This is a genomic window from Rhodococcus sp. 15-649-2-2 (assembly GCF_002258645.1).
Classification (GTDB): domain Bacteria; phylum Actinomycetota; class Actinomycetes; order Mycobacteriales; family Mycobacteriaceae; genus Rhodococcoides.
The window spans coordinates 30195-56326 of sequence record NZ_NPFM01000024.1; the positions used below are offsets into that span (position 1 = coordinate 30195).

Sequence of the window (26132 nt, forward strand, 5' to 3'; positions counted from 1 at the left end):
TTACGAGTTTCCTGCCAGGGGCCTCGACCAGCGGTTGGACGGTCCATGTCCTGGTCGGAGGAGGGTGTCACCTGTCAGGCCGCTGTGAGGCGGTCGGCAGTGCGTCATACCGGCATGTTCGACGTGGTGGTCGGCTCGGACTCGGCCACTCGCACCGATTCCCCAGCGGCGGGGGTGCTCCTGATGGCCAGGGCAGCGAGTACGACGACAAGGCAGGCCACCGCGCCTGCGACAAAGGCTGCGGTGTATACGCTCTCGCGGGCAACGGCTGTTCCGTCGATGGTGAACATGGCCAGGACGGTGGACAGCGTGGCGCTGGCAATCGAGGTACCGACTGTCCGGACGATCGAATTGACGCTGTTCGCCACCCCGGTGTCCGCTGCGCTGACCTCGGCCATGAGCAGGTTCGGCAGGGCAGCGAACGCAAGACTGACGAACATGTTGATGACGATGCCTGCGGTGATCAGCTGCCAGGTGTGATCGTGGGCGAGCGCGACGAAGACGAATCCGAACAACCCGATCACGGCTCCTGCGATCAGTACTCGGCGCGGCCCGAACGAGCGGATGAGGCGGCCACTGACGACGGCTGCGACCACTCCGACGGCCGCGCCGGGCAGCAGATAGACGACGCTCGCCTGGAGAACATTCGCGGTGAAGCCGTACCCGGCCACGGCTCGTGGCGTCTGCACGAAGTACGAGCAGGCGAGGAAATTGACGAACATCCCGATTCCGACGAACAGGGTGGCGACGTTGGTGGCGAGCAACGGGCCGTGGGTGAGCATGCGCGGTGCGACGAGTGGTTCGTCGGTGCGCTTCTCGAACTTCCACCAGATGGCCCCCGCGACTACACCGACAACCGCGCAGCCGATGGTGGCAACCGAACCCCACCCCCAGGTGCGGCCCTGGGTCAGGGCGAGGAACAGCAGAAGCAGAGTCACCGCGAGCAGTGCAGCTCCCCACCAGTCGACGGTGCCGCCACTGGTTCTCGGACGTGCCGGTACACCGAACCAGGCGATCGCGAGGGCGAGCACCACGAACGCAACAGTGAGCCAGAACACGCGGTGGTAGTCGGCACCGTTGGCCGTCAGCAGCCCGGTCAACACCAGTCCGAACCCGCCGCCGACGCCGAGTGTGCCGGACAGGACGGCCATCGAGCCCACGAGCTTACGAGGAGGCATCTCGTCACGAAGGACGGCAAGCGCGATGGGGAACAGTGCGTAGGACACGCCCTGCAGGACCCGGCCGACGATCAGCCACAGCAACGAGTGAGTCAGGGCCGCGAGCAGAGATCCGGCGAGGACGACGGTGAGCACACCGATCAGCACCGGACGCTTACCGTGCAGGTCGGCGAGCCTACCGATGACCGGGGTGGCGATCACCGCCGCGAGGAGATTGGCCGTCAGTACCCATCCGGCGGCGGTGGTGCTGACCCCGAGTTGGGTGCCGATGGTCAGCACGATGGGGACCACCATCGTCTGCAGAACGGCGAGGGTCATGACGATGAAACAGAGTCCGGGCAGCAGTATGCGGCGGGTGGACATGAAAGAACTACCTCGTTACCTATCGACTATGCGGTGGAACAAAAAATTAAAATGATGAACGCATCTAAGTAACTATCAGAGATCGGTGCACCAGGGAAGTGAGCCGGGGCTGCCACGACGGCCGAGCATCGACGCGGGCAGTACTACGGCCGGGTGGGTTTGCCCAGCGCTTTCTGCCGGAGTTCGCTGACGATCTCGTCGTTCCAGACGTGTTCGCGCACCAGGCGGTAACGCTCGCGGCTCATCCAGAGGTACGCCTCCGCGTCGGTGCGATCCTCGAGGATCTCGGCCGCGCGCACCATGCGCACCACCGGCAGGTACTCCTCACCGAACCAACGCCGCGCGACGGTACCGCGGTCGACGAATTCACCGACCTCCTGCATCAACCGGAAGCCCCACGCCTCCACCGACTCGCTGAGTTGGGCGTAGTCGAACGGATCGGTCACCTGGACGGCCTCGCGGGCCTTGCCCACCAACGGGACACGACTGAGGAAGATGCGCCGGTGATCCTTGATCAGCAGGTCGCCGCGTCGGGTGATGCCCTCGGGGGAGATGCGCGTGATGATCTCGGTGACGACGGCGTCGATCGACGTTCGGTGCATGGCGAACGCGATGGACACTCGATGATGGCCGTCTACGACGAAGTGCATGCCGCCGATGCGGTACACCTGGATCGGGGGCATCGCCTCGCCGCGGCGTTGAGCGGCTGCAAGTCGCTGCCAGCGTTCACGAATGCGCGCCGACGTCGGGCGGAAGAAGCGGTCGAAATCGCGAGTGCGGTCGACGCTTCCGACGATGGTCTCGACGCGAATGACCTGCAGTCCGAGGTGACGCTCGCCTACCTTGCCGAGCGCGGCGACCACCTCGTCGAACGGCAGGATGGTGTTGACGTCGTCGGGTTGACGCCGGAGCCATCCGACCAGACGGGCGACGTCGGCGCGTCGGCGCTGGCGGGTGAAGTCGTTCTCCGCATCGGCGGCCGGAAATCCGGTGTCACGTGCCATGCCTGCGCCTCACGATCCTCGGTGCCTCGAATTCGGTTCTCTGTCCGCCCGGTTCGATCTCGAGCAGGGTGTACCCGACGGTGTTGATCACCGCTGCGCCGTGCAGGGTCAGATCCTCCGGCGTTGCGCCGTGCGGATGAATATGGCCGTGCAACAACAACTGTGGGGCGAGTCTTCGCGTCACCTCGTCGAGGCAGTCGAAACCGATGTGTGCGGGGTCGGTGTCGTCTCCGACGCCGAGCGGCGGACTGTGGGTCAGCAGAATGTCCAGGGGCCGAAGGTCTTTGCGGACGTTGCGATGCCACGCGAACGTCCGAGTCAGGGTGCGTGAGCGTCGACGTTGCTGCCGCTGGGTCCACTGGTTGGGCCCACCGTTGTAGCGGATGGACCCGCCGAGACCGGCGATCCGCAGGCCCGCCGCGGAGACGATTCGGCGATCGACGTTGACGGCTCCGACGGGTCCGGGCCAGGTGGTGGGGAGCCCGGCGCGCATCCATCCCGCACGTCCGGCCGAGTAGCCGGTGAGGTCCGCGTCGTGGTTGCCGGGAACGAATACGCACGGCGCGTTCAGGGCATCGGTGAGGTATTCGAGGTAGTCGAACGGAAGGTCGCCTGCGCCGAGAATCAAGTCGACTCCGAGCGACTTCACCTGCGGACTCCACAGGGATTCGATCGTTTCGTCGGACACTGCGAGAACGGAGACCACGGGTACGACGGTACCCACCTCCGCTGCGTGGCACCTCCGAACGGACTTCTCGGGCATCGGTGGTGTTGGATGGGTCAGGTGAGCGACAGTGTTGGATGGGTCACGTGAGTGACAGTGTCATTGCAGCGGTACGCGCACATCTGCTGACCGAGATCGGCGACGAGAATCCGTCGTCGGCGTCGGTGACGTTCCTCGGCCTCGAGCCGCTGGACGTCCTGAGATTCGGCGCGGACTCCGACGTGGTCCGGTACGTCAGTCTCGGCTGTTCCCGGCACCCCATGGCCGATCCCAACGAACTCGTCGCAGATCCCTCGCGTGGCCCCCGAGCCGAACTGGTGCTGACTCTCCGAGGGGGTGCAGGCGTGGCCTCGGGCGTGCACAAGAGCCTGGCCGTCCTTGCTGCGTCACCCGCGGTGGAGGGCGTCGTACTCGTCGAGGACGCGCTGCTCGATCTGAGTGAGCCGCTGTGGACCAACGCGCCGTTCACCGCTGTGCTGCTCGGGGCGAGCGACATCGCAGACCTGACATTGCCCGAGCCCTACGATCCGGTTCGCTTTCTGGCCGCCGTCCCTATCACCGGCACCGAGGCAGCCTGGGTGCGGTTGCGCGGAGCCGATGCGCTGCGTGAGGCCTGGGCCGAGGCGGGAATCGACGTCCGCGATCCCAACCGGTCTGCCGCCAGCCTCTGACGAAGTCACCGCGCGTAGGACGCCGATTCCGGTTCGGCGGTGACGGAATCGTCGAACAGGTGCCGAGGTACCTGAGCCAGATACTTCAGTCCGGTGATCGCCGCACGCGCGTCGTAGCGCAGGTTCGGCATCGCGGTGGTGAAACACAGATTGTCCGAGATGCGCTCGCGCACAGCAGGTCCGTCGTGTTCGAGCGCGTCGAGGACGAGATTGAAGGCGACGTTGTCGCCGATGATGTTGAAGTGTTCGACGGGCCGCAGCGGACAGATGTCCTGGACGGCGATGTTCGCGGCTCCAGCGAGAGTGCTGGCGTGCGGTTGCGGATAGATGAGCTCGTCGAAGCGCGTGAAGATCGAGGTGTAGCTGGGTCCGACCGGCAGCGGACGGGCCGCCAGCGCGGTGAGGAACTTCGATCCGGTGGCGATCTGCCAGTTCGCCGGCGGGCACTCCTGCGAGTCGTCGCACCCCGAGCGGGCCGAGTCGGTGCCGTTGTACGGGGTGGCGAGGGAGATGAAATCCGACACCAGGGCAGGCAGGTCCGGCCAGAACGTCAACGCCCACAGCTCGTCGAGCGGGCCGTGCTGGTGACCCATCAGGACGACCTGGCGACCGCTGTCGGCTGCCATCGTCCGAACCGCGTGCACCACGTACTGGGCGGCGACCTGTAGGTCTCCGTACCCTTCGTCCGGCAGCGAGAGGCTGCACACCGGTATCCCTGCGGCGGGCAGTGACTGCAGATAGTTCCAACCGAACGATTGCTGATCGGTGGCGAAAGCGGGGGTGAGCAGAACCGGATCGCGGGTGGCCTCGTGCACATCCGTGGTGCACGTGAGTGCCTTGTCGAGATCGGCCTGCGCGACGGTCAGCGGCGGACCGGCGGGATCGGCGTTGACCGGCTGAGCCGACGCGGCCCCCGGTGCGGACGAACAGATCACGGCGACGGCGACGGCGACGGCCGATACCAGCGTGCGGATTCTCATCGATCCCTTCCGAATGACAATGCAGGGCTTCTGCAGTCTCATCCGGCGAGGACAGGTCGGTTCGTCACCCGGCGGCGTTCGGGGCAATCACCAACAACCGGCGCTCGACGTTGGACGACGTCCAACGTCGAGCGTGGCTGCTAGAGCCAGTCGTTCTTGTGGAACGTGCGCCACAATCCGATGCAGACGCAGGCGACGATCCCGGCGATCAGGTGGTAGCCGTAGGTCCAGTGCAGCTCGGGCATGTTGTCGAAGTTCATCCCGTAGATGCCCGCGACCATCGTCGGCACTGCCGCGATCGCCACCCACGCCGAAATCTTGCGCATGTCCAGGTTCTGCTGCATCGTCACCCGGGCCAGTGCGGCGTCGACCAGCGAACTGAGTACCTCGTCGTACTCGGAGATCCGCTCGGCGACGGTGGTGTGGTGGTCCTGGACGTCTCGTAGATACCGTCGCACGGCCTTCGGCACGCTCGGTTCCTGCACCAGACGAGCCAACGGCGTCGACAGCGGCGTCACCGATCGGCGCAGCTCGACGACCTCCCGCTTGAGCAGGTAGATGTTCTCGATGGGCACGTGGTGGTGCGGGGAGAACACCTCCTCTTCCATACCGTCGACGTCTCGCTCGATCGACTCGGTCACCGCCAGATACTCGTCGACGACGTGGTCGGCCACAGCGTGCAGCACCGCGGACGGCCCGAGTGCGAGCTGTTCCGGGTTCGCTTCGAGGCGCTGCCGGACGCCGGCCAACCCCGAATGCTCACCGTGCCGGACGGTGATGACGAAGTCGCTGCCGACCATCACCATGATCTCGCCGCTCTCGACGATCTCGTTGGCGGTGGTGACCGACTCGTGCTCGACGTACTTCACCGTGCGCAGCACCAGGAATGCAACGTCGTCGTAGCGTTCGAGTTTCGGTCGCTGGTGTGCGTGCACGGTGTCCTCGACCATCAATTCGTGCAGTCCGTAGCACTGCGCGATCGCGTTCATCTGATGGTCGTCGGGCGCATGGAGGCCGACCCACACGAACCCCTCGCCGCGCGCACGGACCTCCGCAATGGCCGAGGTGTGGGTGAATCTGCCGGGCAATCGGGAGCCGTCGACGTACACCGCGCAGTCGACGATCGCGCGGGCCGTGGGCACCGGAATTCTCGGGCCCGGATCGTGTGCGGCCTTGGGTCCTCGTCGATGCAGCGACGGTAGCGACGGTCGAGGTGGAAGGGACGGCATGGCGGGCAATCGTACGCCAGCAAAACGACGAGACGGAGAGCCTGGAACACTGTCGAGGTGCTCATCGATCTTCATACCCACTCGACGGCGTCCGACGGTACCGACAGCCCGGCCGAGCTGGTCCAGGCGGCGTCGGCGGCGGGACTGTCGGTGGTGGCGCTGACAGACCACGACACCACGTCGGGCTGGGACGAAGCGGCCGCGGCCGTTCCTCCCGGTCTGACGCTCGTGCGCGGTATGGAACTCTCGTGCACCGGACGCGGTGAGGACGGCGAACCGGTTCCCGTGCACCTGCTCGCGTACCTCTTCGACCCCGAGAACGAGGCGTTCGCGGCCGAGCGAGCGCGTCTGCGCGGCGAACGGGTGACGAGGTTGCGAGCCATCGCCGAGAACATGGCGGCCGACGGTCTGCCGATCGATCCCGACGCGGTGTTGGCCTCGGCCGGTGCCGCAGCCGGACGTCCCCATCTCGGCCGCGCGCTGATCGACGCCGGATACGTTCCGGACATGAACGCCGCGTTCGCCGGTCCGTTGGCGACCAGCGGCAAGTACTACGTGGAGAAGGTGGACACTCCACTCGAGGCTGCGGTACAGATGATCGCAGCAGCAGGCGGGGTGAGTGTGCTGGCGCATGCTCGGGCCCGCGCGCGCGGACGCATCCTCGACCTGGACCACATTCGAGAACTGACGCCGTTGGGGCTCGGCGGAGTAGAGGTCCATCACATGGATCATTCGCCCGAGGACACTGTGGTGATGGCCGATCTCGCCGCCGAACTGGACCTGATCGTCACGGGGTCCTCGGATTACCACGGGACCAACAAGACGGTGCAACTCGGCGAATACACCACTGCCCCGGACCAATACGACCGAATAGTTGCGGCGGCTCGCTCATGACCTTCGATGTGACGCTCTACCTGACCGTGCTCATCACCCTGTTCGTCATCATGGACCCGCCGGGCGCTATCCCGGTGTTCCTGTCCCTGGTGGGCCGCAAGAGCAAGGAAGCTCGCAACAAGGCCGCATGGCAGGCACCCGCCGTCTCGCTGACCGTCATCTCGGTGTTCGCCATCGGCGGTCAGGCGATTCTGAGCTACCTGCACATCGGCATCCCGGCACTGCAAGGCGCGGGCGGTTTGCTGCTCCTGCTCATCGCCCTGTCGTTGCTCACCGGCAAGGGTGCGGGCGGCGACTCCGCGGCGGAGGACGTCAACGTCGCCCTCGTGCCGCTCGGGACTCCGCTGATGGCAGGTCCCGGTGCCATCGCCGCGGTGATCGTCTACGTCAGCCAGGCCGACGGTGACGCGGGCTCGTTACTGGCAATTGCGTTGGGCATCATCACTATTCACGTGCTGTTCTTCTTGATCTTACGATTCTCGACCGTACTGATCCGTCTTCTCGGTGAAGGTGGCATCTCGCTGCTGGCGCGTATCGCAGGTTTGTTGCTCGCCGCCATTGCGGTGCAGTTGATCGCGGATTCGGTTCGCGGATTCGTGGCCGGCGGATGACCGGGGCCAGGGCGGGATCGGGGCTCCGCTTCCTGCGGGGGTTCAGCGGTGTCGTCACCGCGGGTCTGGTGGTGCTCGCGATCGGTGTCGCCGTCACTCAATATCTCGGACACTCCCGCGGATTCCCCGGGCCAGGGGGTCTGTCCGTCGCTGCACACATCGCTGCCGCCGTGGTGGCCGTCGTCGCCCAGCGCATCGCGGATCATCGGCGCGGGTTCTCCGCGTTCCTCGGTGCACTCGTCGTCTTCGTCGTCACCGGCCTGGTGCTGTGGACACAGTGGTGGCAATGACGACAGGGGTGGCAATGAGGACAGCAGACGGGGTTCGCTCCTGACTCTGTGGTCAGGTGGCCGAGCGGTGTGGCACACTGAGCCCACCGATAGGGCTACAGCCCATCGCTGATCGTGTCGGCACACCCGCCGCACCTGCGAGACACGCTTTCGGCAGTTTGCAGCCAGCACTGGCGCACTCCGAGCGCTCTCCATTCCCAGAACCACTCACTTCGTTGACATGCGTCGCCTTGCTGGTCGAGGTCGACAGTGCGAGGAGCTTTCACCGTGACGGCAGTCGAAGACACCACAGCACCGAACTCGGCACCGGCAGTGCCGGCCGCGATCACCGACGAGGAGATCTTCGCCGGGCATCTCGGCGGAAAGCTGTCGGTCGAGTTGGCGGCGCCGCTCGAGACCCAGCGCGATCTGTCGATCGCCTATACCCCCGGGGTAGCCCAGGTCAGCCGCGCCATCGCGGCCGACCCAGCGCTCGCCAAGCGCTACACCTGGACCGATCGCCTCGTCGCCGTCATCTCCGACGGCTCTGCAGTGCTCGGCCTGGGCGACATCGGCCCCCGGGCGTCGTTGCCGGTGATGGAGGGCAAGGCCGCACTGTTCAAGAAGTTCGCCGGTCTCGACTCCATCCCGATCGTCCTCGACACCAACGACGTCGACGAGATCGTCGAGACGATCGTGCGGTTGCGGCACAGTTTCGGTGCCGTGAACCTCGAGGACATCTCGGCCCCGCGCTGCTTCGAGATCGAACGCCGGGTGATCGAGGCGCTCGAGTGCCCGGTGATGCACGACGACCAGCACGGCACCGCCATCGTCGTCCTCGCTGCGCTCAACGGGGCCGCGAAGGTTCAGGGCCGCAGCACGTCCGAACTGAAGGTCGTCGTCTCCGGAGCCGGTGCAGCGGGCGTCGCCTGCGCCAACATGCTCCTGCTGGCCGGCATCCCGGACGTGGTGGTGCTCGACTCCAAGGGGATCGTCTCCTCCGATCGCCACGACCTCACCAGCGTCAAGACCGATCTCGCTGCGCGCACCAACCCGCGTGCACTGTCCGGCGGAGTGGCCGAGGCATTGGCCGGAGCAGATGTGTTCCTCGGTCTGTCCGCAGGCAAGGTCGACGAGGGCTGCATCGCCTCGATGGCCCCGGAGTCCATCGTGTTCGCCTTGTCCAATCCGGACCCGGAGATCCACCCGGAGGTGGCGAGAAAGTACGCCGCCATCGTCGCGACCGGACGCAGCGACTTCCCGAACCAGATCAACAATGTTCTCGCCTTCCCCGGTGTGTTCAAGGGTGCGCTCGACGCGGGCGCTCGCCGTATCACCGAAGGCATGAAGCTCGCCGCTGCCGAGGCAATCCTCTCGGTTCTCGGCGACGAGTTGGCTGCGGACAAGATCGTGCCCAGCCCACTCGATCCTCGTGTCGCCCCGGCCGTTGCGGACGCAGTTGCGGCAGCAGCGCGAGCCGAGGGCGTCGCGTAGGAAAACGGAAGAAACACCGGCGAACCCAGCCCTACCAGGGCCAGTGGTTCGCCGGTGTCTTTTGTTCGAAGACGCCTTCGTCGAGCGGCTTTCGGTTCGAGTCGATTCAGACCTTCGCCAGTCCGGTCGGCATCCGGCGCAGCCGTCCGGTTCCCGGAACGGATGTCCACACTGCGAGAGCGAGCAGTCCGTCGACGACGAGGGTCAGCACGGCCACCAGGATCGCGCCGACCAGAACCCGCTGGTAGTCGTACAGCGCCAGGCCGTCGAAGATGTAGCGGCCGAGCCCACCGAGGTTGACGTAGGCCGCGATCGTCGCAGTGGCGATGATCTGGAGAGTGGTGTTGCGGAGTCCGCCGAGGATCAGGGGGAGCGCATTCGGAATCTCGACCCGGAGCAGGACTTGGGTTTCCGTCATGCCCATCGCCCGGGCGGCGTCCACCACGTTCGCGTCGACGTTGGCGATACCGGAGTACGTCCCGGCCAGCAGCGGGGGGATACCGAGCAGCACCAGCGCGATGATCGGCGGCACCAGTCCCAACCCGATCACCAGAACCAGGAACACCAGGATGCCGAGGGTGGGCAGCGAACGCAGTGCGTTGACGAGGCCGACGATCACCGCTTCGCCGCGTCGTAGATGACCGATCAACAGGCCGATGGGTACGGCGATCACTGCTGAGAGCAACACCGCCAGCAAGCTGTACCACATGTGTTCGATCAGCCGTGCGCCGATTCCCGTTGGCCCCGACCAGTTTCCGCCGTCGAGGATGTACGAGAACGCCTCCGAGAACAGATTCATGCGCGTGCCTTCTTCTTCGACGAGCCCGTGCCGAGGCGCGTCCACGGGGTGAGCCGACGACCCAGTAGGAACAGGGCCGCGTCGAACACCAACGCCAGGAACACGATCGACATGATGCCCGCGAAGATCTGGTCGGGGTAGTCACGCTGGTAGCCCTGCGTGAACAGCTGACCGAGGCCGCCGATACCGATCACCGAGCCCACCGAGACCAGTGAGATGTTCGTGACCGCGACGACCCTGATGTTGGCGATGAGTACCGGAAGTGCCAGTGGCAGTTCGACGGTCACTGCTCGGCGCAGTGTCGAGTAGCCCATCGCCTCGGCGGAATCGACGACGGCGAACGGCACCGAGTCGAGTGCCTCGGGAACCGCGCGCACCAGCAGCGCCGTCGAGTAGACGGCCAGAGCGATCACGACGTTCAGCGGATCGAGAACGGGCAGACCGACCACGGCCGGGATGGTGACGAACAGGGCCAGCGACGGAAGGGTGAACGCAATACTGGCCACCGTCAACGTGATACGACGAACCCAGCGGGTGTTGCGAATGACGGTGCCCAGCGGGATGGCGATCAGCAGTCCGACGAACAGCGGGACGAGCGAGAGGTACAGGTGTGTCTTCGTGTAGCCGAGAACGACATCGAAATTGTCGAACAGCCAGGTCACTGGTCTGTGTCCCCGGCCGTGAGGAAGTGGTGCCGGTTGCGCTCGGAGTCCTCGGACTTGCGTTGTGCAGCAAGGTTTTCGAGTATCTCCGCACCGTCGACACTGCCGACTGCCGCCCCGGACGAATCGACCGCAACCCCGATGCCCGACGGCGACGAGATTGCCGAGTCGAGTGCCTGGCGCAAATCTCCGCCCTCGAGGAACAACGACCCGCCCGCCGCCGTGCTCTCGTCGATGCTTCGGCCGTCGCGCACCTTCTCGACACCGGTTGCATCGATCCACCCGAGCGGACGCCGCTGCGAGTCGACCACCAGTACCCACTGCCCCTGGTCGAGTCGAAGACTGCTCACCTCGTCCTGCACGGCCGTGTGGATCGGGTGCATCGTCACCGACTGCGCCGACCGGAACGACAGGCCTCGGTAACCACGGTCGCGACCGACGAAACCGGCCACGAACGGGGTGGCAGGCGCAGCGAGTACGGTCTCGGGCTTGTCGTACTGCTGCAGTCGGCCCTGTGGTCCGAAGACCGCGATGTGATCACCGAGCCGGACGGCTTCGTCGATGTCGTGGGTGACGAAGACGATCGTCTTCTTCAGATCGGCCTGTAGGCGCAGCATCTCGGTCTGCAGTTCCTCGCGAACCACCGGGTCCACCGCGCTGAAGGGCTCGTCCATCAACAGGATCGGCGGGTCGGCGGCCAGTGCACGGGCCACCCCTACCCGCTGTTGCTGCCCACCGGACAGTTGCGCGGGGTAGCGCGAGGCGAACGCCGGGTCCAGGCCGACACGCTCGAGGACGTCGAGTGCAGCGTTCCGTGCTGCGCGACGAGATTCGCCGTTGAGCACGGGCACCGTGGCGACGTTGTCGACGACGGTGCGATGCGGAAGCAACCCGGCACTCTGGATGACGTAGCCGATGCCCCGGCGCAATTTCACGGCATCGGTGTCGGCGATGTTGCGACCGTCCACCGTAATCATGCCCGAGGTGGGGGTGATCATGCGGTTGATCATCCGCATCGAGGTGGTTTTGCCGCAGCCGGACGGCCCCACGAACACGGTGAACGAGTGTGGCTCGATCACCAGGTCCAAGGAGTCGACCGCCGTGGTGCCGTCCTGATACGTCTTGTTGACGTGCTCGAAGGTGATCATCAGCTGACCGGCTGGTCCAGGCCCTTGTCCTTGACCCACGCCGCTGCTGCTGCCGCCGGCTCGACCTTCTCGTCACCGGACACCGAGGTGTTCAGCGCGATCAGCTCGTCGGTGGTGATCTGCGCCGACACTGCGTCGAGAACCTGGGTGAGCTTGTCGGACTGCTTGGCCGTACGCAGCACCGGGATGATGTTCTGGGCGGCGAAGTTGTTCTCCGGGTCCTCGAGCACCACCAGATCGTTCTGCGCGATCGCAGGCGAGGTCGTGAAGATATCCGCGGCAACGACCTGTCCGGAGACCAGAGCCTCGACGGTGGCAGGCCCGCCGCCGTCCGAGATCGGGATGTAGTTGCCGGCCGAGATGTCCAGGCCGTACTTGTCGCGCAGACCCGGCAGACCGCCGACGCGCTCCTGGAATTCGGGAGTACCGGCGAAGGTCACGTCCGAGGAGAAGGGCGCGAGGTCGCCGATGGTGGTGAGGTTGCGCTCGGTGGCGGTCTGACGAGTGACGACGACGGCGTCCTTGTCCTCGCCGGGGGCCTGGGCCGTCACGGTGAGGTCGTCGCCCAGTGCGGCGGGCAGGGCCGCCAGCACGTCTTCGGAGGACGTAGCGGCCGCGGACTCGTCCAAGTACTGCAGCAGGTTGCCGGTGTAGTCGGGAATCATGTCGATCGACCCGTCACGCACTGCGGGGATGTAGGCCTCGCGACTGCCGATGTTGAGCTTGGTGCTCACCTCGAAACCGTTGGCGCGCAGTGCCTCGGCGTAGATGTTCGCCACGGTCTCCGACTCGGGGAAGTTGGCGGAGCCGATGATGATGGAGTTCGTGTCGCTGTTGGTCTCGCCTCCACCGCTGGACAGTGGATCCGAATTGCCGCCGCAGGCGGTCAGGGCGGTGACCGAGAGAGCGAGTGCGGCAACAGCTGCCACCGCCTTCGGAGCGGAGAACGCACGCGTGATTCGGGAGGTGGTCATGGTGTCCTTCCATCGGTTCGGGCACAGTCCTACCCATCTCCGCCGATGGGCCCCTGGGGGCATCGGAAGAACCAGGACTCGGGCTGCTCGGGATGGTAGTCGAAATCAGCGTGCCCATAAGGTTGGTTCGACTACCGTCTCGTTCGCACTAGTGCCCCGCGGTCGGGATCGGTAAACCACACGGGCAGTGAACAGGAGAAAATACAGTGCGTTCGTCGGTTCTGGCCACGGCGGTGGTGGTATCGATCGCCGGACTCCTCGGCGGCTGCAGTACCGCCGAGTCGGCCGACCCTGCTGGTGAGCCCATCGTCGTCGGATCCGGCAGCTCGGACATCTCTCGCCTGCTCGCGCAGATCTACGCCGGTGGTTTGCGCTCGACGGGGGTGGACGTCGAAGTGAAGGACGGCCTCGGTGATCGGGCCGACTACCTCGCGGCCCTCGATCGCGGCGAGGTGTCCATGGTTCCCGACCTGACCGGCGACCTGTTGCACACCTTCGACACGCTCGCAGGCGCAACCGAGGCCGAGGACGTGTTCACCGAGCTGAACCGCTCACTGCCCGCCGGATTGTCGGTGGGGGATTACGCGACGGCCGAGGATCGATTGGCGATTGCAGTTGCTCCCGACTCGGCGTCGGACGACGGGGAGACGGTCGCCGAATTTCTGCGTCGGGAAGATGTGACAGTGGGGACGGTCGAGGGGGAAGTGCATCCGATGGACGTGAGGACAGAGGGTGTGGGCAGCCCGAGCTTCACCGGGGCCGGATTCTCGGAGTTCATGGTGTACCCGGACGCAGAGTTCGCCGTCGACGACCTGAATTCGGGTGCTGTGGATGCTCTCGCAATTCGCACCGCGTCGTTCGGCCCACTGGCGAAGGATCTGACAACGCTGCCCGACGACGAGCACGTCTATCCGGCGCAGAACGTCGTTCCGCTCTACCGCAACGGGGTGCTGAGCGAGAGTGCTCTGAGATCGTTCTCGGTGGTGGCGGGGGAGCTGACGACAGCGGACCTCGCCGACATGATCGGCGAGGTCCGTAGTGGTGTTGCGTCAGGCGATGTCGCTGGCCGCTGGCTCGGTGAGCACAACCTGTGAGGCGTCGTTCGTCGAGGCCCTGACCTTGCGGCCCAGATAAGCGCCCATGTGCTGGACGGCCTCGGCCGCCTCACGCAGGATCGACGCCTGCAGATGAGCCACGTGCCAGAGCTTCTTGTACTCCACGTGTTCGAGCTCTGCGCCGGACAGGCGCAGCTTGTCCGCGAACGCGGTGATCTGTGCGTACAGGACCTCGTCGGTGCCGACGTGCATGACGATCGGGGGCAGGCCGTCCAGGTTTCCCAGAAGTGGTGCGAAGCCCTGATCGAGCGGATCCCCCGCGCCCAGATACGCATCGGCCGAGCTGTACGACCAGCCTGTGTTGACCACCAGATCGCGATCCTTCGGGGCGTCGCGCGCACCGGGATCGACCCACGGCGAGATCAACCCGAGGGCAGCCGGGCTCGTCCCGTCGTCCACCAGACGTCGGGCGGTGGCCACCGTCAGACCGCCGCCGGCCGAATCGCCCGCGATGGCAATGCGATCCGGGGTGAGGCCGTGGACACGAACCAGCTCGCGGAATGCCGCCACGGCGTCGTCCAGACCGGCCGGGTACGGATTCTCCGGTGCCAGCCGGTAGTCGAGCACGTAGACGGCACTGGCCGATTCCCGGGCCAGGTGCGCGGCCAACGAGCGGTGCGTGTTGATCGATCCGATCGTGTACGCGCCGCCGTGGAGATACAGAATCGCGGTGTCGCGTTCGGTCGCCCCGACGGTGACACGCTCGGCGCGGCGTCCGGCGAGCGTTAACTTCTGCGCGACGGTTCCGTGCGGAAGCGTCTGCAGCGGAGCCCCGGCTTCGAGGATCATCCGCTGGGTGCGAAACGAGAACCGCGGATTCAGCGCGAGTCGGTAGAACGGCTTCAGTGCGGCCGCAACGATCGGCAGGGGAACGTAGAAGGCTTTCACGACGTGACCCGCCTACTTCTTGGTGCGCGGCAGCGCGCGCCTGGAGACGGCGACGATCAGGCCCTGGTATCGCGAGCCGGTGATGCGCTGCAGGAGATCGAGGGCGATCGCATCGGAGCCGATCAGCACGCGTCCCTTGCCCTTCTCGACACCCTTGAGGATGGTCTTGGCCGCGTCGAGCGGGGTGGTCTTGGCGAGCTTGGTGTCGAAGAACTTCGCGAAGTCTGCCTGGTCGTAGTTCTCGGCGACGGTGGCGTTGCGCGCGATGGCAGTTTTGATGCCGCCGGGGTGGACGACGGTCACCTTCACCGGTGCCTTGGAGATCAGCATTTCCATGCGTAGCGACTCGCTGAACCCACGGACGGCGAACTTCGCTGCGTTGTACGCGGACTGCGACGGGATCGCCAGCAGGCCGAAGAGGCTGGAGATATTGATGATGTGGCCGTCGCCGGAGGCCTGGATGTGCGGCAGAAATGCCTTGGTGCCGTTGACGACTCCCCAGAAGTCGACGTCGACGATGCGCTCGATGTCCTTGAACGAGGACTTGTCGACGTCACCGTGGTACGCGATGCCTGCGTTGTTGTAGATCTGGTTGACCTTGCCGAAGTGCGCGACGACGGCCTCGGCATAATCGAGGACGGTCTCGCGCTGGGAAACATCCAGGAAATCCGACTTGACCTCGGCGCCGAGTGCCTCGACTCGTCGGACCGTCTCGTCGAGTCCGGCGGTGTCGACGTCGGACAGTGCCAGTTTCGCTCCACGCCCGGCCAGCTCGAGGGCCAATGCCCGGCCGATTCCCGAGCCCGCGCCGGTGACGACGGCTACCTTGCCTGTGAATGTGCTCATCGAGCGGCCACCTTGTCTGTGTTGTTGCCGGTGCCGGTGTCTGCCGACGATCCGGAGGAGAGGTCTGCGCTGGCGACGCTACGGTACGCATCCAGATCGAACTGCTTGGTCATTCTGCGGAACTCGAACGTGAAGCCGGGCCACAGTGTCGTGTTGTTGCCGTGCTTGTCGAGGTACCAGCTGGCGCACCCGCCGTTCATCCACACGCTCTTGGAGAGCTGGTCCTGCAGCGTCACGTTGTACTCGTCCTGCACGTCCTTGCGCACCTCGATGGTGCCGATGTCATGCTTGTCGATGGTGTTCAACGCGTCGACCAGGTAGTTGATCTGCGACTCGATCATGAAGACCATCGAGGTGTGTCCGAGGCCGGTGTTCGGCCCCACCAGGAAGAACATGTTGGGGAAGTTCGCCACCGCTGCGCCCTTGTAACCCTGCTGGCCGCCGTCGTCGAAGGTTTCGGCCAACGTGCGACCGTCCTTGCCGGTGATGCCCTGGTATGCGGGGGAGTCGGTGACGTGGAAGCCGGTGGCTACGACGAGTGCGTCGATCGGCCGCTCGGTGCCGTCCTTGGTCACGATGGATCCTTTGCGGACCTCCGCGATGCCGTCGGTGACGAGATCGACGTTGCTCTGGGCGAGAGCCGGGTAGTACGCATTCGAGATCAGCATGCGCTTGCAGCCGATGCGGAAGTTCGGCGTCACCTTGGCGCGCAACGCCTTGTCCTTGATCTGGGTGCGCAGGTGGTTCTCCGACGCCCACTGCAGGGGCTTCATGAAGGCCGGAGCCTTGGCCAGTCCGACGACCTGGGTCTCACGCATCGCGTAGATGCCGGCGCGAGAGAGACGTTGGAAGCCGGGAACGTGCTTGAAGGCGAAGCGTTCGAGCTTGGTGTACGGGCGATCGGCGCGCGGGAGGATCCACGGCGCGGTGCGCTGGTACACGTCGAGGTGCTTCACCTGGCCCGCGATGGCGGGCACGATCTGGATTGCCGACGCGCCGGTGCCGATGACGGCGACGCGCTTGCCGGCAAGGGAGACGTCGTGGTTCCACTGGGCGGAGTGGAACACGTCGCCCTCGAAGTCGTGAATGCCCTTGATGTCGGGCAGGTTCGGCTCACACAGCGCGCCGACGGCCGAGACGACGATCTTCGCGGTGTAGTTGCCGGAGGTGGTCTCGACGTCCCAGCGGTTGGTCTCGGCGTTCCAGCGAGCCGAGGTCACATCCGTGCCGAACACATGCTTGTCCATGACGCCGTACTTGCGCGCCACCCCGGCGATGTACTTCTGGATCTCGGGCTGCGTGGAGAACGACCGGGTCCAGTCGGGATTCAGGGCGAACGAGTACGAGTACAGGTGCGATGGCACGTCGCAGGCGGCACCGGGGTAGGTGTTGTCGCGCCAGGTGCCGCCGACGTCGTGGCCTCGTTCGATGACGACGAAGTCCTTCTTGCCTGCCTTCGTCAGCTTGATCGCCGCACCGAGGCCGGCGAATCCGCTGCCGATGATCAGCGTATCGACGTGACGCGGCGACGTTGCACGGTCCGAAGTGTCTGTTACGGGAAGACTCATGTAGGGGAGCGTAGAAGCTTATTGAGTGTGAGTCAATAGTTATTGACTAATATTCAGTAGGGTGGTTGCATGGCGTTCGTGAACAGCCCCGGCGCGACGACGAAGAGGACCAGACTCAGTCCCGAGCAACGCCGAGCTCAGCTGATCGAGCTCGGTACCGAAATGCTCGCCGACCGACCTCTGGAGCAGATCTCCGTCGAGGACATCGCAGACCAGGCAGGTGTCTCGCGAGGCCTACTGTTCCACTATTTTTCGTCCAAGCAGGAGTTTCACCTCGAAATAGTTCGCGAGGCCTCCCGGTCGATGATCGAGCGCACCGCCCCCGACCCAGACCTCGAACCTTTCGAGATTCTCCGCGACTCCATCGCCAACTACGTCGACTACGTCACCGAGAAGCGCGACACTTTCATCTCCCTGCTTCGCGGCACCGCCAGCGGAGACCCCCTGATGCGCGAGGTGTTCGAGCAGACACGCACCACCATGGCCGAGCGAACTCTCGTCCAACTCGCCGGCCTCGACATGGACGTGACCCCCACCATCGACCTCGCCGTCCGCGGTTGGATCGCTTTCGTGGAGGAAGCGACCATCACCTGGCTCCGGGATCCCCACATCAGCCGTGACGAACTCATCGACCTCAATGTCAACGCCCTGCCTGCCGTCGCCCTGGCACCGAGCATGATCTCCGCACTCCTGGGAGCCGACTCCGACGCCGACGCCTGATCGCGCCAGCCATCGTGACGTCCCGCCCCCGCCCCCGCCCGCGTCAATGGACCATTGCACCGCTCAGACGTATGCAGGGGTCCATTCACTCGTGTCCGGGGTGCGCGTGAATGAACCATTGCACCCTTCAGACGTATGCAAGGGTCCATTGACGCGGAACGGGGGCCCAGGAACGACAACAGCGGCCCACTTCCGAAGAAGTGGGCCGCTGTCGTTATCGGAGATCTAGTCTTCGCCGACTGCCTTGAAGGCCTCGTCGATGATTTCGAGTTGCTCGACGGCGTGCACCTTGCTCGAACCCGACGACGGTGCGGACATTGCGCGACGGGAGATGCGCTTGATGCCGACCAGCTTCTCGGGCATGAGCTCGGGCAGTGCGAGACCGAAGAACGGCCATGCACCCTGGTTCGCAGGCTCTTCCTGAACCCAACGGAATTCCGTTGCGTTCGGGTAGCTTTCGAGCGCTTCCCGGATACGACGGACCGGCACGGGGTAGAGCTGCTCGACGCGGACGATCGCGACGTCTTCGCGGTTGTCCTTCTGCTTACGAGCGAGGAGCTCGTAGTAGAGCTTGCCGCTGACCATCAGCACTCGCTTGACCGCGCTGCGATCACCGGTGCCGGTGTCGTAGGTGGGCTCGTCGAACACCGAGTGGAACTTGCCGTCGGTGAAGTCCTCGATGTTGCTCACTGCTGCCTTGTTGCGCAGCATCGACTTCGGAGTGAAGACGATCAGCGGGCGACGGATGCCGTCGCGCGCATGCCTGCGCAGCAGGTGGAAGTAGTTCGCGGGGGTCGAGGGGAGTGCGACGGTCATCGAGCCCTCGGCGCACAGCGTCAGGAAGCGTTCGATGCGTCCCGATGTGTGGTCGGGACCCTGACCCTCGTGGCCGTGCGGCAGCAGCAGCACGACGTCGGAGAGCTGACCCCACTTGGCTTCACCGGAGGAGATGAACTCGTCGATGATGGACTGTGCGCCGTTGACGAAGTCGCCGAACTGCGCTTCCCACATCACCAAGGCGTCCGGGTTGCCCACGGAGTAGCCGTACTCGAAGCCGACGGCCGCGAACTCGCTCAACGCGGAGTCGTAGACCATGAACTTGCCGGGGTTGTCGCTGCCGATGTTCTGCAGCGGGGTGTACTCGGCACCGGTCTTGCGGTCGATGATCACCGAGTGCCGCTGGGTGAACGTGCCGCGGCGGGTGTCCTGGCCGGAGAAGCGAATATTGCGTCCCTCGTCCACCAAGGATCCGAGTGCCAACAGCTCGCCGAAGGCCCAGTCGACCTTGCCCTCGTGCGCCATCTCCCGACGCTTCTCGAGCACCGGCTTGACGCGCGGGTGCACATTGAACCCGTCCGGGACGTCGAGGTGCGCATCGCCGATGCGGTGCAGGACGGCCTTGTCGACGGCCGTGGTGAGCTTGGCCGGCAACTGCTGGTCGAGTTCGACCGATTCGCTGGGCTCCGGGGTGTACTTCTCGAGTTCGCGTACCTCGTTGAAGACGCGTTCGAGCTGACCCTGGTAGTCGCGAAGAGCGTCCTCTGCTTCTTTGAGCGAGATGTCACCGCGGCCGATGAGCGATTCGGTGTAGCTCTTGCGGACGCTGCGCTTGGTGTCGATCACGTCGTACATCGCCGGCTGGGTCATCGAGGGGTCGTCGCCCTCGTTGTGACCGCGACGGCGGTAGCAGATCATGTCGATGACGACGTCCTTGTGGAACTTCTGACGGAAGTCCACCGCCAGCTGAGCAACCCAGGCGCAGGCCTCGGGGTCGTCTCCGTTGACGTGGAAGATCGGCGCTGCGATCATCTTGGCCACATCGGTGCAGTACTCGGACGAACGCGAGAACTCCGGCGACGTGGTGAAGCCGACCTGGTTGTTGACGACGATGTGCACGGTTCCACCGGTGCGGTAACCCCGCAGATCGGACAGGTTCAGCGTTTCGGCGACGACGCCCTGGCCGGCGAAGGCCGCATCTCCGTGCAGCATCAGCGGCAGGACGGAGTAGCCACCCTGGCCGGTGCCCTTGTCCAGCAGGTCCTGCTTGGCGCGGACGAGACCCTCGAGAACAGGGTCGACGGCTTCGAGGTGCGACGGGTTCGCGGTGAGCGAGACCTTGATGTCGTTGTCCCCGAACATCTGGATGTAGGTGCCCTCGGCACCGAGGTGGTACTTCACGTCGCCGGAGCCGTGTGCGGCGGCCGGGTTCATGTTGCCCTCGAACTCGGTGAAGATCTTCGAGTAGGGCTTGCCGACGATGTTGGCGAGGACATTGAGCCGGCCGCGGTGCGGCATGCCGATGACGACCTCGTCGAGGGCGTACTCGGCGCTCTGGTCGATGACGGAGTCCATCATCGGAATGACCGCTTCCGCGCCTTCGAGCGAGAAGCGCTTCTGCCCGACGTACTTGGTCTGCAGGAAGGTCTCGAACGCCTCGGCCGCGTTGAGCTTGCTCAGAATGTACTTCTGTTGCGCCACAGTCGGTTTGACGTGCTTTGCCTCGACGCGCTCCTGCAGCCACGAGACCTGCTCGGTCTCGAGGATGTGGGTGTACTCGACGCCGACGTGGCGGCAGTACGAGTCGCGCAGCACGCTGAGCACGTCGCGCAGCTTCATCTTGTCCCGGCCGTGGAATCCGCCGACCTTGAACTCGCGGTCGAGGTCCCACAGCGTCAGGTCGTGGCTGATCACGTCGAGGTCCGGATGCATCCGGAACTTGTCCTTGGTGAACTGCAACGGGTCCGTGTCGGCCATGAGGTGACCGCGGTTGCGGTACGCCGCGATGAGCTCGAGCACGCGGGTGTTCTTGTCGACCGTGCCCTCGGGCAGATCCTTGCGCCAGCGAATGGGCTCGTACGGGATCTTGAGCGAATGGAACAGCTCGTCGTAGAACTCGTCGCTGATCAGCAGGTTGTGGATCGTCTTGAGGAAGTCACCCGACTCGGCACCCTGAATGATGCGGTGGTCGTAGGTCGAGGTCAGCGTCATGAGCTTGCCGACGCCGAACTCGGCGAGACGCTCGTCGCTGGCACCCTGGAACTCTGCCGGGTACTCCATTGCTCCGGCACCGATGATGGCACCCTGGCCGTTCATCAGACGCGGCACCGAGTGCACGGTTCCGATTCCGCCGGGGTTGGTCAGCGAAATGGTGACGCCCTGGAAGTCCTCACCGGTGAGCTTGCCGTCGCGGGCGCGCCGGACGATGTCCTCGTACGCGTTGTAGAACTGCGTGAACGTGAAGTCCTGCGTGTTCTTGATGGCAGCGACGACGAGCGAGCGGTTGCCGTCCTTGCCGGGCAGGTCGATCGCCAGACCGAGGTTGATCGCGGCCGGAGTGACGGCGTTCGGCTTGCCGTCGACCTCGGCGAAGTGGCGGTTCATGTTGGGGAACGCCTTGACGGCCTGCACGATGGCGTAGCCGAGCAGGTGCGTGAACGAGATCTTGCCGCCACGGGTACGCGCGAGGTGGTTGTTGATGACCAGACGGTTGTCCACCATCAACTTCGCCGGAATCGCACGCACACTGGTTGCAGTCGGAATCTGCAACGAGGCCGACATGTTCTTTGCTACCGCTGCTGCTGCGCCGCGCAGGATCTTGCTCGACTCTTCGCCGAATTCGGCTGCTGCCGGGGCTGACTTCGCCGGAGCGGCCTTCTTCTCGGCAGGCTTTGCTGCGGCCGCAGGCTTTGCGGGCTCGGCCTTGGGGGCGGCGGCTTTCGGGGCAGCCTTGGGCGCTGCGGCCTTCGGAGCGTCGGCCTTGGGAGTGCTGTCCTTCTGCGGAGCCGAGGCGGCAGGCTTGGCGGGAGGCGCGGGTGCTGCGGGGGGAGCGGACTTGGCCGAACTACCGTTCGAGGCTGCGCCGTTGCCGTTACCGGACGCACCGTTCGAGCTGCCGGTGGTCTCGTCGGTCACGGCCTCGGGGTCGTAACCGGTGAGGAACTCGTGCCAGCTCGCGTCGACGGAGGAAGGGTCTTGCTTGAATCGCTGGTACATCTCGTCGACCAGCCATTGATTTTGTCCGAATTGGGTAGTAGAGCTGCTGCTCACGGCAGTAGTTCGCCTCGTTTCTGTCTTCGTTCCCGTTCAGCGCGCGTACAAGTTCAGGCTAGACCTTTGGTCCAGCTCACGTGCGCCCGGGACGTAGCTGTGATATGTACTCACCGGTAACCATCGGCCTCGTTGTCGATGACTCCTTGGACTATCGAATTATTCCCCCGGTTCGTTTCGGCCGCAGTCCACAACCGAGCGTAGAAACCGCCCTGGGCGCGAAGGTCCGAATGTCGTCCGGTCTCCACGATACGTCCGCCGTCCACGACGACGATCAGATCTGCCCGTGCGGCGGTCGCCAATCGGTGCGCGACCACCACTGCTGTGCGGGTACGAACGACGGCATTGCTCGCCGCGAGGACGGTGCGTTCGGTGGCCGGATCGAGCGTGGCGGTTGCCTCGTCGAGGAGGAGCAGATCGGGGTCGACCAGTTCGGCTCGCGCCAGCGCGATCAGTTGCCGTTGGCCTGCGGAGAGCCCCTGGCCGCGCTCTCCGACGGGTTGGTTCATGCCGCCGCGAAGTGCAGCGATAGTGGTCAGAGCGCCCACCGAGCGAGCCGCGTTCTCGATGTCGGCGCGGCTGGCATCGGGTCTGCCGTAGGCGATGTTCGACGCGACGGTTCCGGTGAACAGGTGCGCTTCCTGCGGTACGACGCCCAGTCGTTGCCGATAGTCGGACAGTCGATAGTCGCGCAGATCGTTTCCGCCGACGCGCACCGATCCGGAGGTCGGATCGTAGAACCGGGCCAGCAGTTTCACCACGGTGGACTTGCCCGCTCCGGTGCGCCCGACCAATGCGACAGTGGTGCCGGCCGGGATGGTGAGAGATACCTCACTCAGTGCGTCGGAGTGAGCTCCGGCATAGCGAAACCCGACGTCGACGAGGTCGATGTCGGCACGGAGGCGTCCGCCAGGAAGCGCGGTGGTGTTCGCGGTCGTGGCGGTCTCGATCGAACTCGTGGTGCGCAACAGATCGCCGATGCGTCCGACGCCGACCCGTGCCTGCTGGTAGCCGTCGAACACCTGCGAGAGCTGCTGGATCGGTCCGAAGAGCAGTCCGAGATACAGGACGAACGCCACGAGGGTGCCCGCGGTGGTGGTGCCGGTGGCGATCTGATGTGCGCCGACGAACACGACGACGGCGAGGGCGATGTCGGAAAGCAACGTGATGAGCGGAAAGAACACCGAGATCGCGGTCTGCGAGCGCATTCGGCTTGATCGGTAACGGTCGGAGCGTTCCGCGAACCGGGATGCGGCGTACTCCTCACGCCGGTACGCCTGTGCGGCGCGCAGGCCCGTGACGTTCTCCTGGAAGTCGGCGTTGACGATCGAGATGCGCTCGCGGGACGTCGAGTACGCCGCCGACGAGATCCGGCGGAAGATCACGGTGGCCACGGCGAGGGGCGGCACGACCGCCAAGGCCACCAGGCCGAGAGTGAGGTCCGTGACGAGCAGGGCGGCCGCGATACCGACGACGGTCAACACGCTCACCACAGCGGTCGATGCCCCGGTCTGGATGAACGACGACAGTGCATCGACGTCGGTGGTCATCCGAGTCATGATGCGGCCCGAGAGCTCACGCTCGTAGTAGTCGAGGCCGAGTCGCTGAATGTGCGCGTAGCTGCGAACTCGGAGGCCGAACAGCACTCGCTCGCCTGCCCGCGCAGTGATGACCGTCGTCCAACAGACGACGAACCAACTCGCCGCTGCCAGTACGACGCCGATCGACGTGGCGATCCACAGCGTGTTCGAGTCTCCGCGCGCCACTCCACTGTCCACCGCGTAGCGAACGAGTGAGGGAAAGGCGATGGAGGCCAACGAGTCGAGTGCAAGCAGAACGACCACGGCGGCGAGCAACATCCGGACCGGGCCGAGCAGTCTCGACAATCGGAATCCCGGGTCGGGTCGACGGAGATCGGATCCCGATGCGTCCGGGTCCTCGGTTGCCGGAGGCAGGGCCGCGACGGCCGCGGATATGGCGGGTGTCGGTGCCAGCGAGCCGAACGCCCCCGCCATCGCAGTTCCGTGCCCACCGCCGCCTCCGGGCGCTGCGACGCTGTTGGGCTCGGCCGACGATTCAGGCGCGGTCTCGGGCCACAGCGTCTCGGCAGAGGGCTGCTCGATCGGGTCGTGGGCCGGCTCGGTGCCCGGTTCGTCGTCGCCACCGGCCAGGAGTGCGCGGAACAACGGACAGCGCCGGTCGAGTTCGTCGACCGTCCCGGTGTCGATGATCCGACCGTTGTCGAGCACGGCGACGCGGTCGGCCAGTGTCAGGGTCGAGCGGCGATGAGCGAGAACGAGAGTCGCCCGCGTCCGGATACCACGCAACGCGTCGAAGATCGCAGCTTCGGTTTCCGCGTCGACGGCGGACGTGGCGTCGTCGAGAATCAGAATTCGCGGTTCCACGAGCAATGCGCGCGCCAGGGCGATGCGCTGGCGCTGTCCTCCGGAGAGTGTGAGCCCGCGTTCGCCGACCAGGCTGTCGTATCCCTCGGGCAATGCGTCGATGAAGGTGGAGGCCTGCGCCAGGCGCGCCGCGCGCTCGATGTCGTCGGCAGTGGCGTCGGGCCTGCCGAGGGCGATATTGGCGGCGATGGTGTCGGAGAACAGAAACGGCTCGTCGAACACCAGTGACACCGCCTCGCGCAGTGACGTGGAGTCGAGGTCGTCGATATCGATCGAAGTGCCGTCGGACGTCAGCTCGATGTGCCCCTCGGCGGGGCGGTAGAAGCGGGGCAGCAGGAGGGCGAGTGCGGTTTTCCCGGAACCCGCATGTCCGACGACGGCAACGGTCTCCCCGGGCGAGATGGTCAGGCTCAGATCGGTGAGTACGTCCCGCTCGGGCTCGAACCCGAACGTCACCTCACGGATTCGAACCCCGAGAGGCCCGTCGGGCAACGGAAGAGGCCGCGCCGGTTCCGGGTCGGACGGCTCGGTGTCGACCACCTCGTAGACGCGTTCTACCGCCGCGCGCGAGAGCTGGGCCATGATCACCACGGACGAGACGGTCCTGGTGACGGCGGACAGCGTGGCGACGTAGGTCGCGAAGGCCAGGAACGTGCCGATGGTGATGTGGCCCTGCAGCGCGAGGTATCCGCCGAGGGCGATGACTCCGACGAGACCGAGCTGCGGAATGGTGGCCATCGACGGCGCGAACCGCGAGTTGATCTTCGCCGACCGCATGCGCTCGGCGAACAAGGTGCGACCGAGCTGTTCGATGCGATCGACCGCGCGGGCTTCCTGACCGAAGCCCTTGACCACTCGAACCCCGGTGACGGTCTCTTCGACATGCTGCGCCAGATCGGCGGCACGCTGTTGAGCAGACCAGGTGGCGGCGAAGAGGGTCGGCCGCATTCGGTAGACCACGATGCTCACCGCGGGAACGATGAGGATTGCGACGACGGTGAGCAACGGCGATAGATACGCCATCACCACCAGGGCGAGGACGAACTGCAGTATCGCTCCGGCCGAGAGCGGCACCATGGCCAGTAGACCCTGGACGAGTTGCAGGTCGGTGATCGATCTCGACACGACCTGGCCGGTACGGATCTCGTCCTGTTTGCGACCGTCGAGCCGCTGCAACGATGCAAGCAGATCCAGACGTAGATCGTGCTGAACGTCGATCGAGAGCCTGCCGGCGAGCATGCGCCTGCCGAACTGGCAGGCGAATCGCACCAGACCCAACAGTGCGATGGCGACGGCGACCGTGAGAATCACGTCGCCTTTGCCGGCGGTCGCGTCGTCGATCGCCACTCTGGTGAGCAGCGGGAACGAGATGTCGATGACGGCGGCGATCATCGTCACACCCAGTGCGCCCAGCGCCGTGCGCCGGTGCAGCATGCATTGCGCTGTCAGGCGGCGGACCCAACCACGTGGGGCGCTCGACGCTGCGCTGTCGGCCGGGACATCATCACGTGGCGGAACGGACTCGACGAGGGTGCCGTTGTTC

General features: G+C 65.4%; 21 protein-coding genes. 7 read left to right on the top strand and 14 right to left on the bottom strand.

The annotated features are described in order from the left end of the window. Positions 1–104: 104 nt before the first annotated feature. From CH305_RS15740 to CH305_RS15750, 3 genes are all read right to left on the bottom strand, one after another. Positions 105–1541, bottom strand: a complete 1437-nt coding sequence (locus CH305_RS15740; protein WP_094609687.1) for an MFS transporter — start codon at positions 1539–1541, stop codon at positions 105–107. 143 nt (positions 1542–1684) lie between these two features. Next, the gene (locus CH305_RS15745) at positions 1685–2545 is read right to left on the bottom strand and encodes a hypothetical protein (RefSeq protein ID WP_032375913.1); all 861 of its coding nucleotides are present in this window, start codon (positions 2543–2545) and stop codon (positions 1685–1687) included. Continuing rightward, a complete protein-coding gene (locus CH305_RS15750) occupies positions 2535–3251 on the bottom strand; it encodes a metallophosphoesterase (RefSeq protein ID WP_032375944.1) in 717 nt (238 codons plus the stop codon). Before CH305_RS15750 ends, CH305_RS15745 begins: the two co-directional genes overlap by 11 nt. Positions 3252–3355: 104 nt before the next feature. On the opposite strand from CH305_RS15750, the gene CH305_RS15755 reads away from it, so the two are divergent. After that, the gene (locus CH305_RS15755; RefSeq protein ID WP_094704231.1) at positions 3356–3940 is read left to right on the top strand and encodes a suppressor of fused domain protein; all 585 of its coding nucleotides are present in this window, start codon (positions 3356–3358) and stop codon (positions 3938–3940) included. 5 nt (positions 3941–3945) lie between these two features. Here CH305_RS15755 and CH305_RS15760 read toward each other — a convergent pair whose 3' ends face one another. After that, positions 3946–4920: a lipase gene (locus CH305_RS15760; RefSeq protein ID WP_094704232.1), complete on the bottom strand. Its 975-nt coding sequence runs from the start codon at positions 4918–4920 to the stop codon at positions 3946–3948. A 140-nt stretch (positions 4921–5060) separates the two neighbouring features. Continuing rightward, positions 5061–6149, bottom strand: a complete 1089-nt coding sequence (locus tag CH305_RS15765; RefSeq protein WP_032375912.1) for a magnesium and cobalt transport protein CorA — start codon at positions 6147–6149, stop codon at positions 5061–5063. Positions 6150–6206: 57 nt separating this feature from the next. On the opposite strand from CH305_RS15765, the gene CH305_RS15770 reads away from it, so the two are divergent. From CH305_RS15770 to CH305_RS15790, 4 genes are all read left to right on the top strand, one after another. Further along, the gene (locus CH305_RS15770; protein ID WP_037153364.1) at positions 6207–7043 is read left to right on the top strand and encodes a PHP domain-containing protein; all 837 of its coding nucleotides are present in this window, start codon (positions 6207–6209) and stop codon (positions 7041–7043) included. Continuing rightward, positions 7040–7654 (top strand): MarC family protein, encoded by a 615-nt coding sequence (locus CH305_RS15775; protein WP_032375910.1) that lies wholly within the window; start codon positions 7040–7042, stop codon positions 7652–7654. The genes CH305_RS15770 and CH305_RS15775 overlap by 4 nt, the downstream gene beginning before the upstream one ends. Further along, complete coding sequence (locus CH305_RS15780) at positions 7651–7944, top strand: hypothetical protein (protein WP_094704194.1); 294 nt, start codon at positions 7651–7653, stop codon at positions 7942–7944. Before CH305_RS15775 ends, CH305_RS15780 begins: the two co-directional genes overlap by 4 nt. A gap of 267 nt (positions 7945–8211) precedes the next feature. Next, positions 8212–9417, top strand: a complete 1206-nt coding sequence (locus tag CH305_RS15790) for an NADP-dependent malic enzyme (RefSeq protein ID WP_179278306.1) — start codon at positions 8212–8214, stop codon at positions 9415–9417. A 106-nt stretch (positions 9418–9523) separates the two neighbouring features. Here the strand turns inward: CH305_RS15790 and CH305_RS15795 are convergent, their stop codons facing one another. The 4 genes from CH305_RS15795 to CH305_RS15810 are packed head-to-tail and all read right to left on the bottom strand — an operon-like array spanning position 9524 to position 13000. After that, the gene (locus tag CH305_RS15795; RefSeq protein WP_032403035.1) at positions 9524–10216 is read right to left on the bottom strand and encodes an ABC transporter permease; all 693 of its coding nucleotides are present in this window, start codon (positions 10214–10216) and stop codon (positions 9524–9526) included. Continuing rightward, on the bottom strand, positions 10213–10878 hold the full coding sequence (locus CH305_RS15800) for an ABC transporter permease (RefSeq protein WP_094704196.1): 666 nt from the start codon (positions 10876–10878) through the stop codon (positions 10213–10215). The genes CH305_RS15795 and CH305_RS15800 overlap by 4 nt, the downstream gene beginning before the upstream one ends. After that, positions 10875–12026 carry an ABC transporter ATP-binding protein gene (locus tag CH305_RS15805; protein ID WP_094704197.1) on the bottom strand — a complete coding sequence of 384 codons (1152 nt, stop codon included), beginning with the start codon at positions 12024–12026 and terminating at the stop codon, positions 10875–10877. The genes CH305_RS15800 and CH305_RS15805 overlap by 4 nt, the downstream gene beginning before the upstream one ends. Next, the gene (locus CH305_RS15810) at positions 12026–13000 is read right to left on the bottom strand and encodes an ABC transporter substrate-binding protein (protein WP_094704198.1); all 975 of its coding nucleotides are present in this window, start codon (positions 12998–13000) and stop codon (positions 12026–12028) included. Before CH305_RS15810 ends, CH305_RS15805 begins: the two co-directional genes overlap by 1 nt. Positions 13001–13206: 206 nt before the next feature. Here CH305_RS15810 and CH305_RS15815 point away from each other — a divergent pair, with 206 nt between their 5' ends. Beyond that, positions 13207–14094: a glycine betaine ABC transporter substrate-binding protein gene (locus CH305_RS15815; RefSeq protein WP_094704199.1), complete on the top strand. Its 888-nt coding sequence runs from the start codon at positions 13207–13209 to the stop codon at positions 14092–14094. On the opposite strand, the gene CH305_RS15820 is transcribed toward CH305_RS15815, so the two are convergent. Genes CH305_RS15820 through CH305_RS15830 form a run of 3 tightly spaced genes read right to left on the bottom strand, consistent with a single transcriptional unit; the run spans position 14050 to position 17417 of the window. Beyond that, a complete protein-coding gene (locus tag CH305_RS15820; protein ID WP_094704200.1) occupies positions 14050–15003 on the bottom strand; it encodes an alpha/beta hydrolase in 954 nt (317 codons plus the stop codon). The two genes, CH305_RS15815 and CH305_RS15820, sit on opposite strands and share 45 nt — an antisense overlap. Positions 15004–15015: 12 nt before the next feature. Continuing rightward, entirely contained in the window at positions 15016–15849 is an 834-nt protein-coding gene (locus tag CH305_RS15825; RefSeq protein WP_032403040.1) for an SDR family oxidoreductase, read from the bottom strand. Then, positions 15846–17417: an NAD(P)/FAD-dependent oxidoreductase gene (locus tag CH305_RS15830; protein WP_032403041.1), complete on the bottom strand. Its 1572-nt coding sequence runs from the start codon at positions 17415–17417 to the stop codon at positions 15846–15848. Before CH305_RS15830 ends, CH305_RS15825 begins: the two co-directional genes overlap by 4 nt. Positions 17418–17486: 69 nt before the next feature. Here CH305_RS15830 and CH305_RS15835 point away from each other — a divergent pair, with 69 nt between their 5' ends. Next, complete coding sequence (locus CH305_RS15835; protein ID WP_037153351.1) at positions 17487–18137, top strand: TetR/AcrR family transcriptional regulator; 651 nt, start codon at positions 17487–17489, stop codon at positions 18135–18137. A gap of 225 nt (positions 18138–18362) precedes the next feature. On the opposite strand, the gene CH305_RS15840 is transcribed toward CH305_RS15835, so the two are convergent. Both CH305_RS15840 and CH305_RS15845 read right to left on the bottom strand, forming a co-directional pair. After that, complete coding sequence (locus CH305_RS15840; RefSeq protein ID WP_094704201.1) at positions 18363–22184, bottom strand: multifunctional oxoglutarate decarboxylase/oxoglutarate dehydrogenase thiamine pyrophosphate-binding subunit/dihydrolipoyllysine-residue succinyltransferase subunit; 3822 nt, start codon at positions 22182–22184, stop codon at positions 18363–18365. 110 nt (positions 22185–22294) lie between these two features. Beyond that, entirely contained in the window at positions 22295–26023 is a 3729-nt protein-coding gene (locus CH305_RS15845) for an ABC transporter ATP-binding protein (RefSeq protein WP_256983799.1), read from the bottom strand. Positions 26024–26132: the final 109 nt, after the last annotated feature.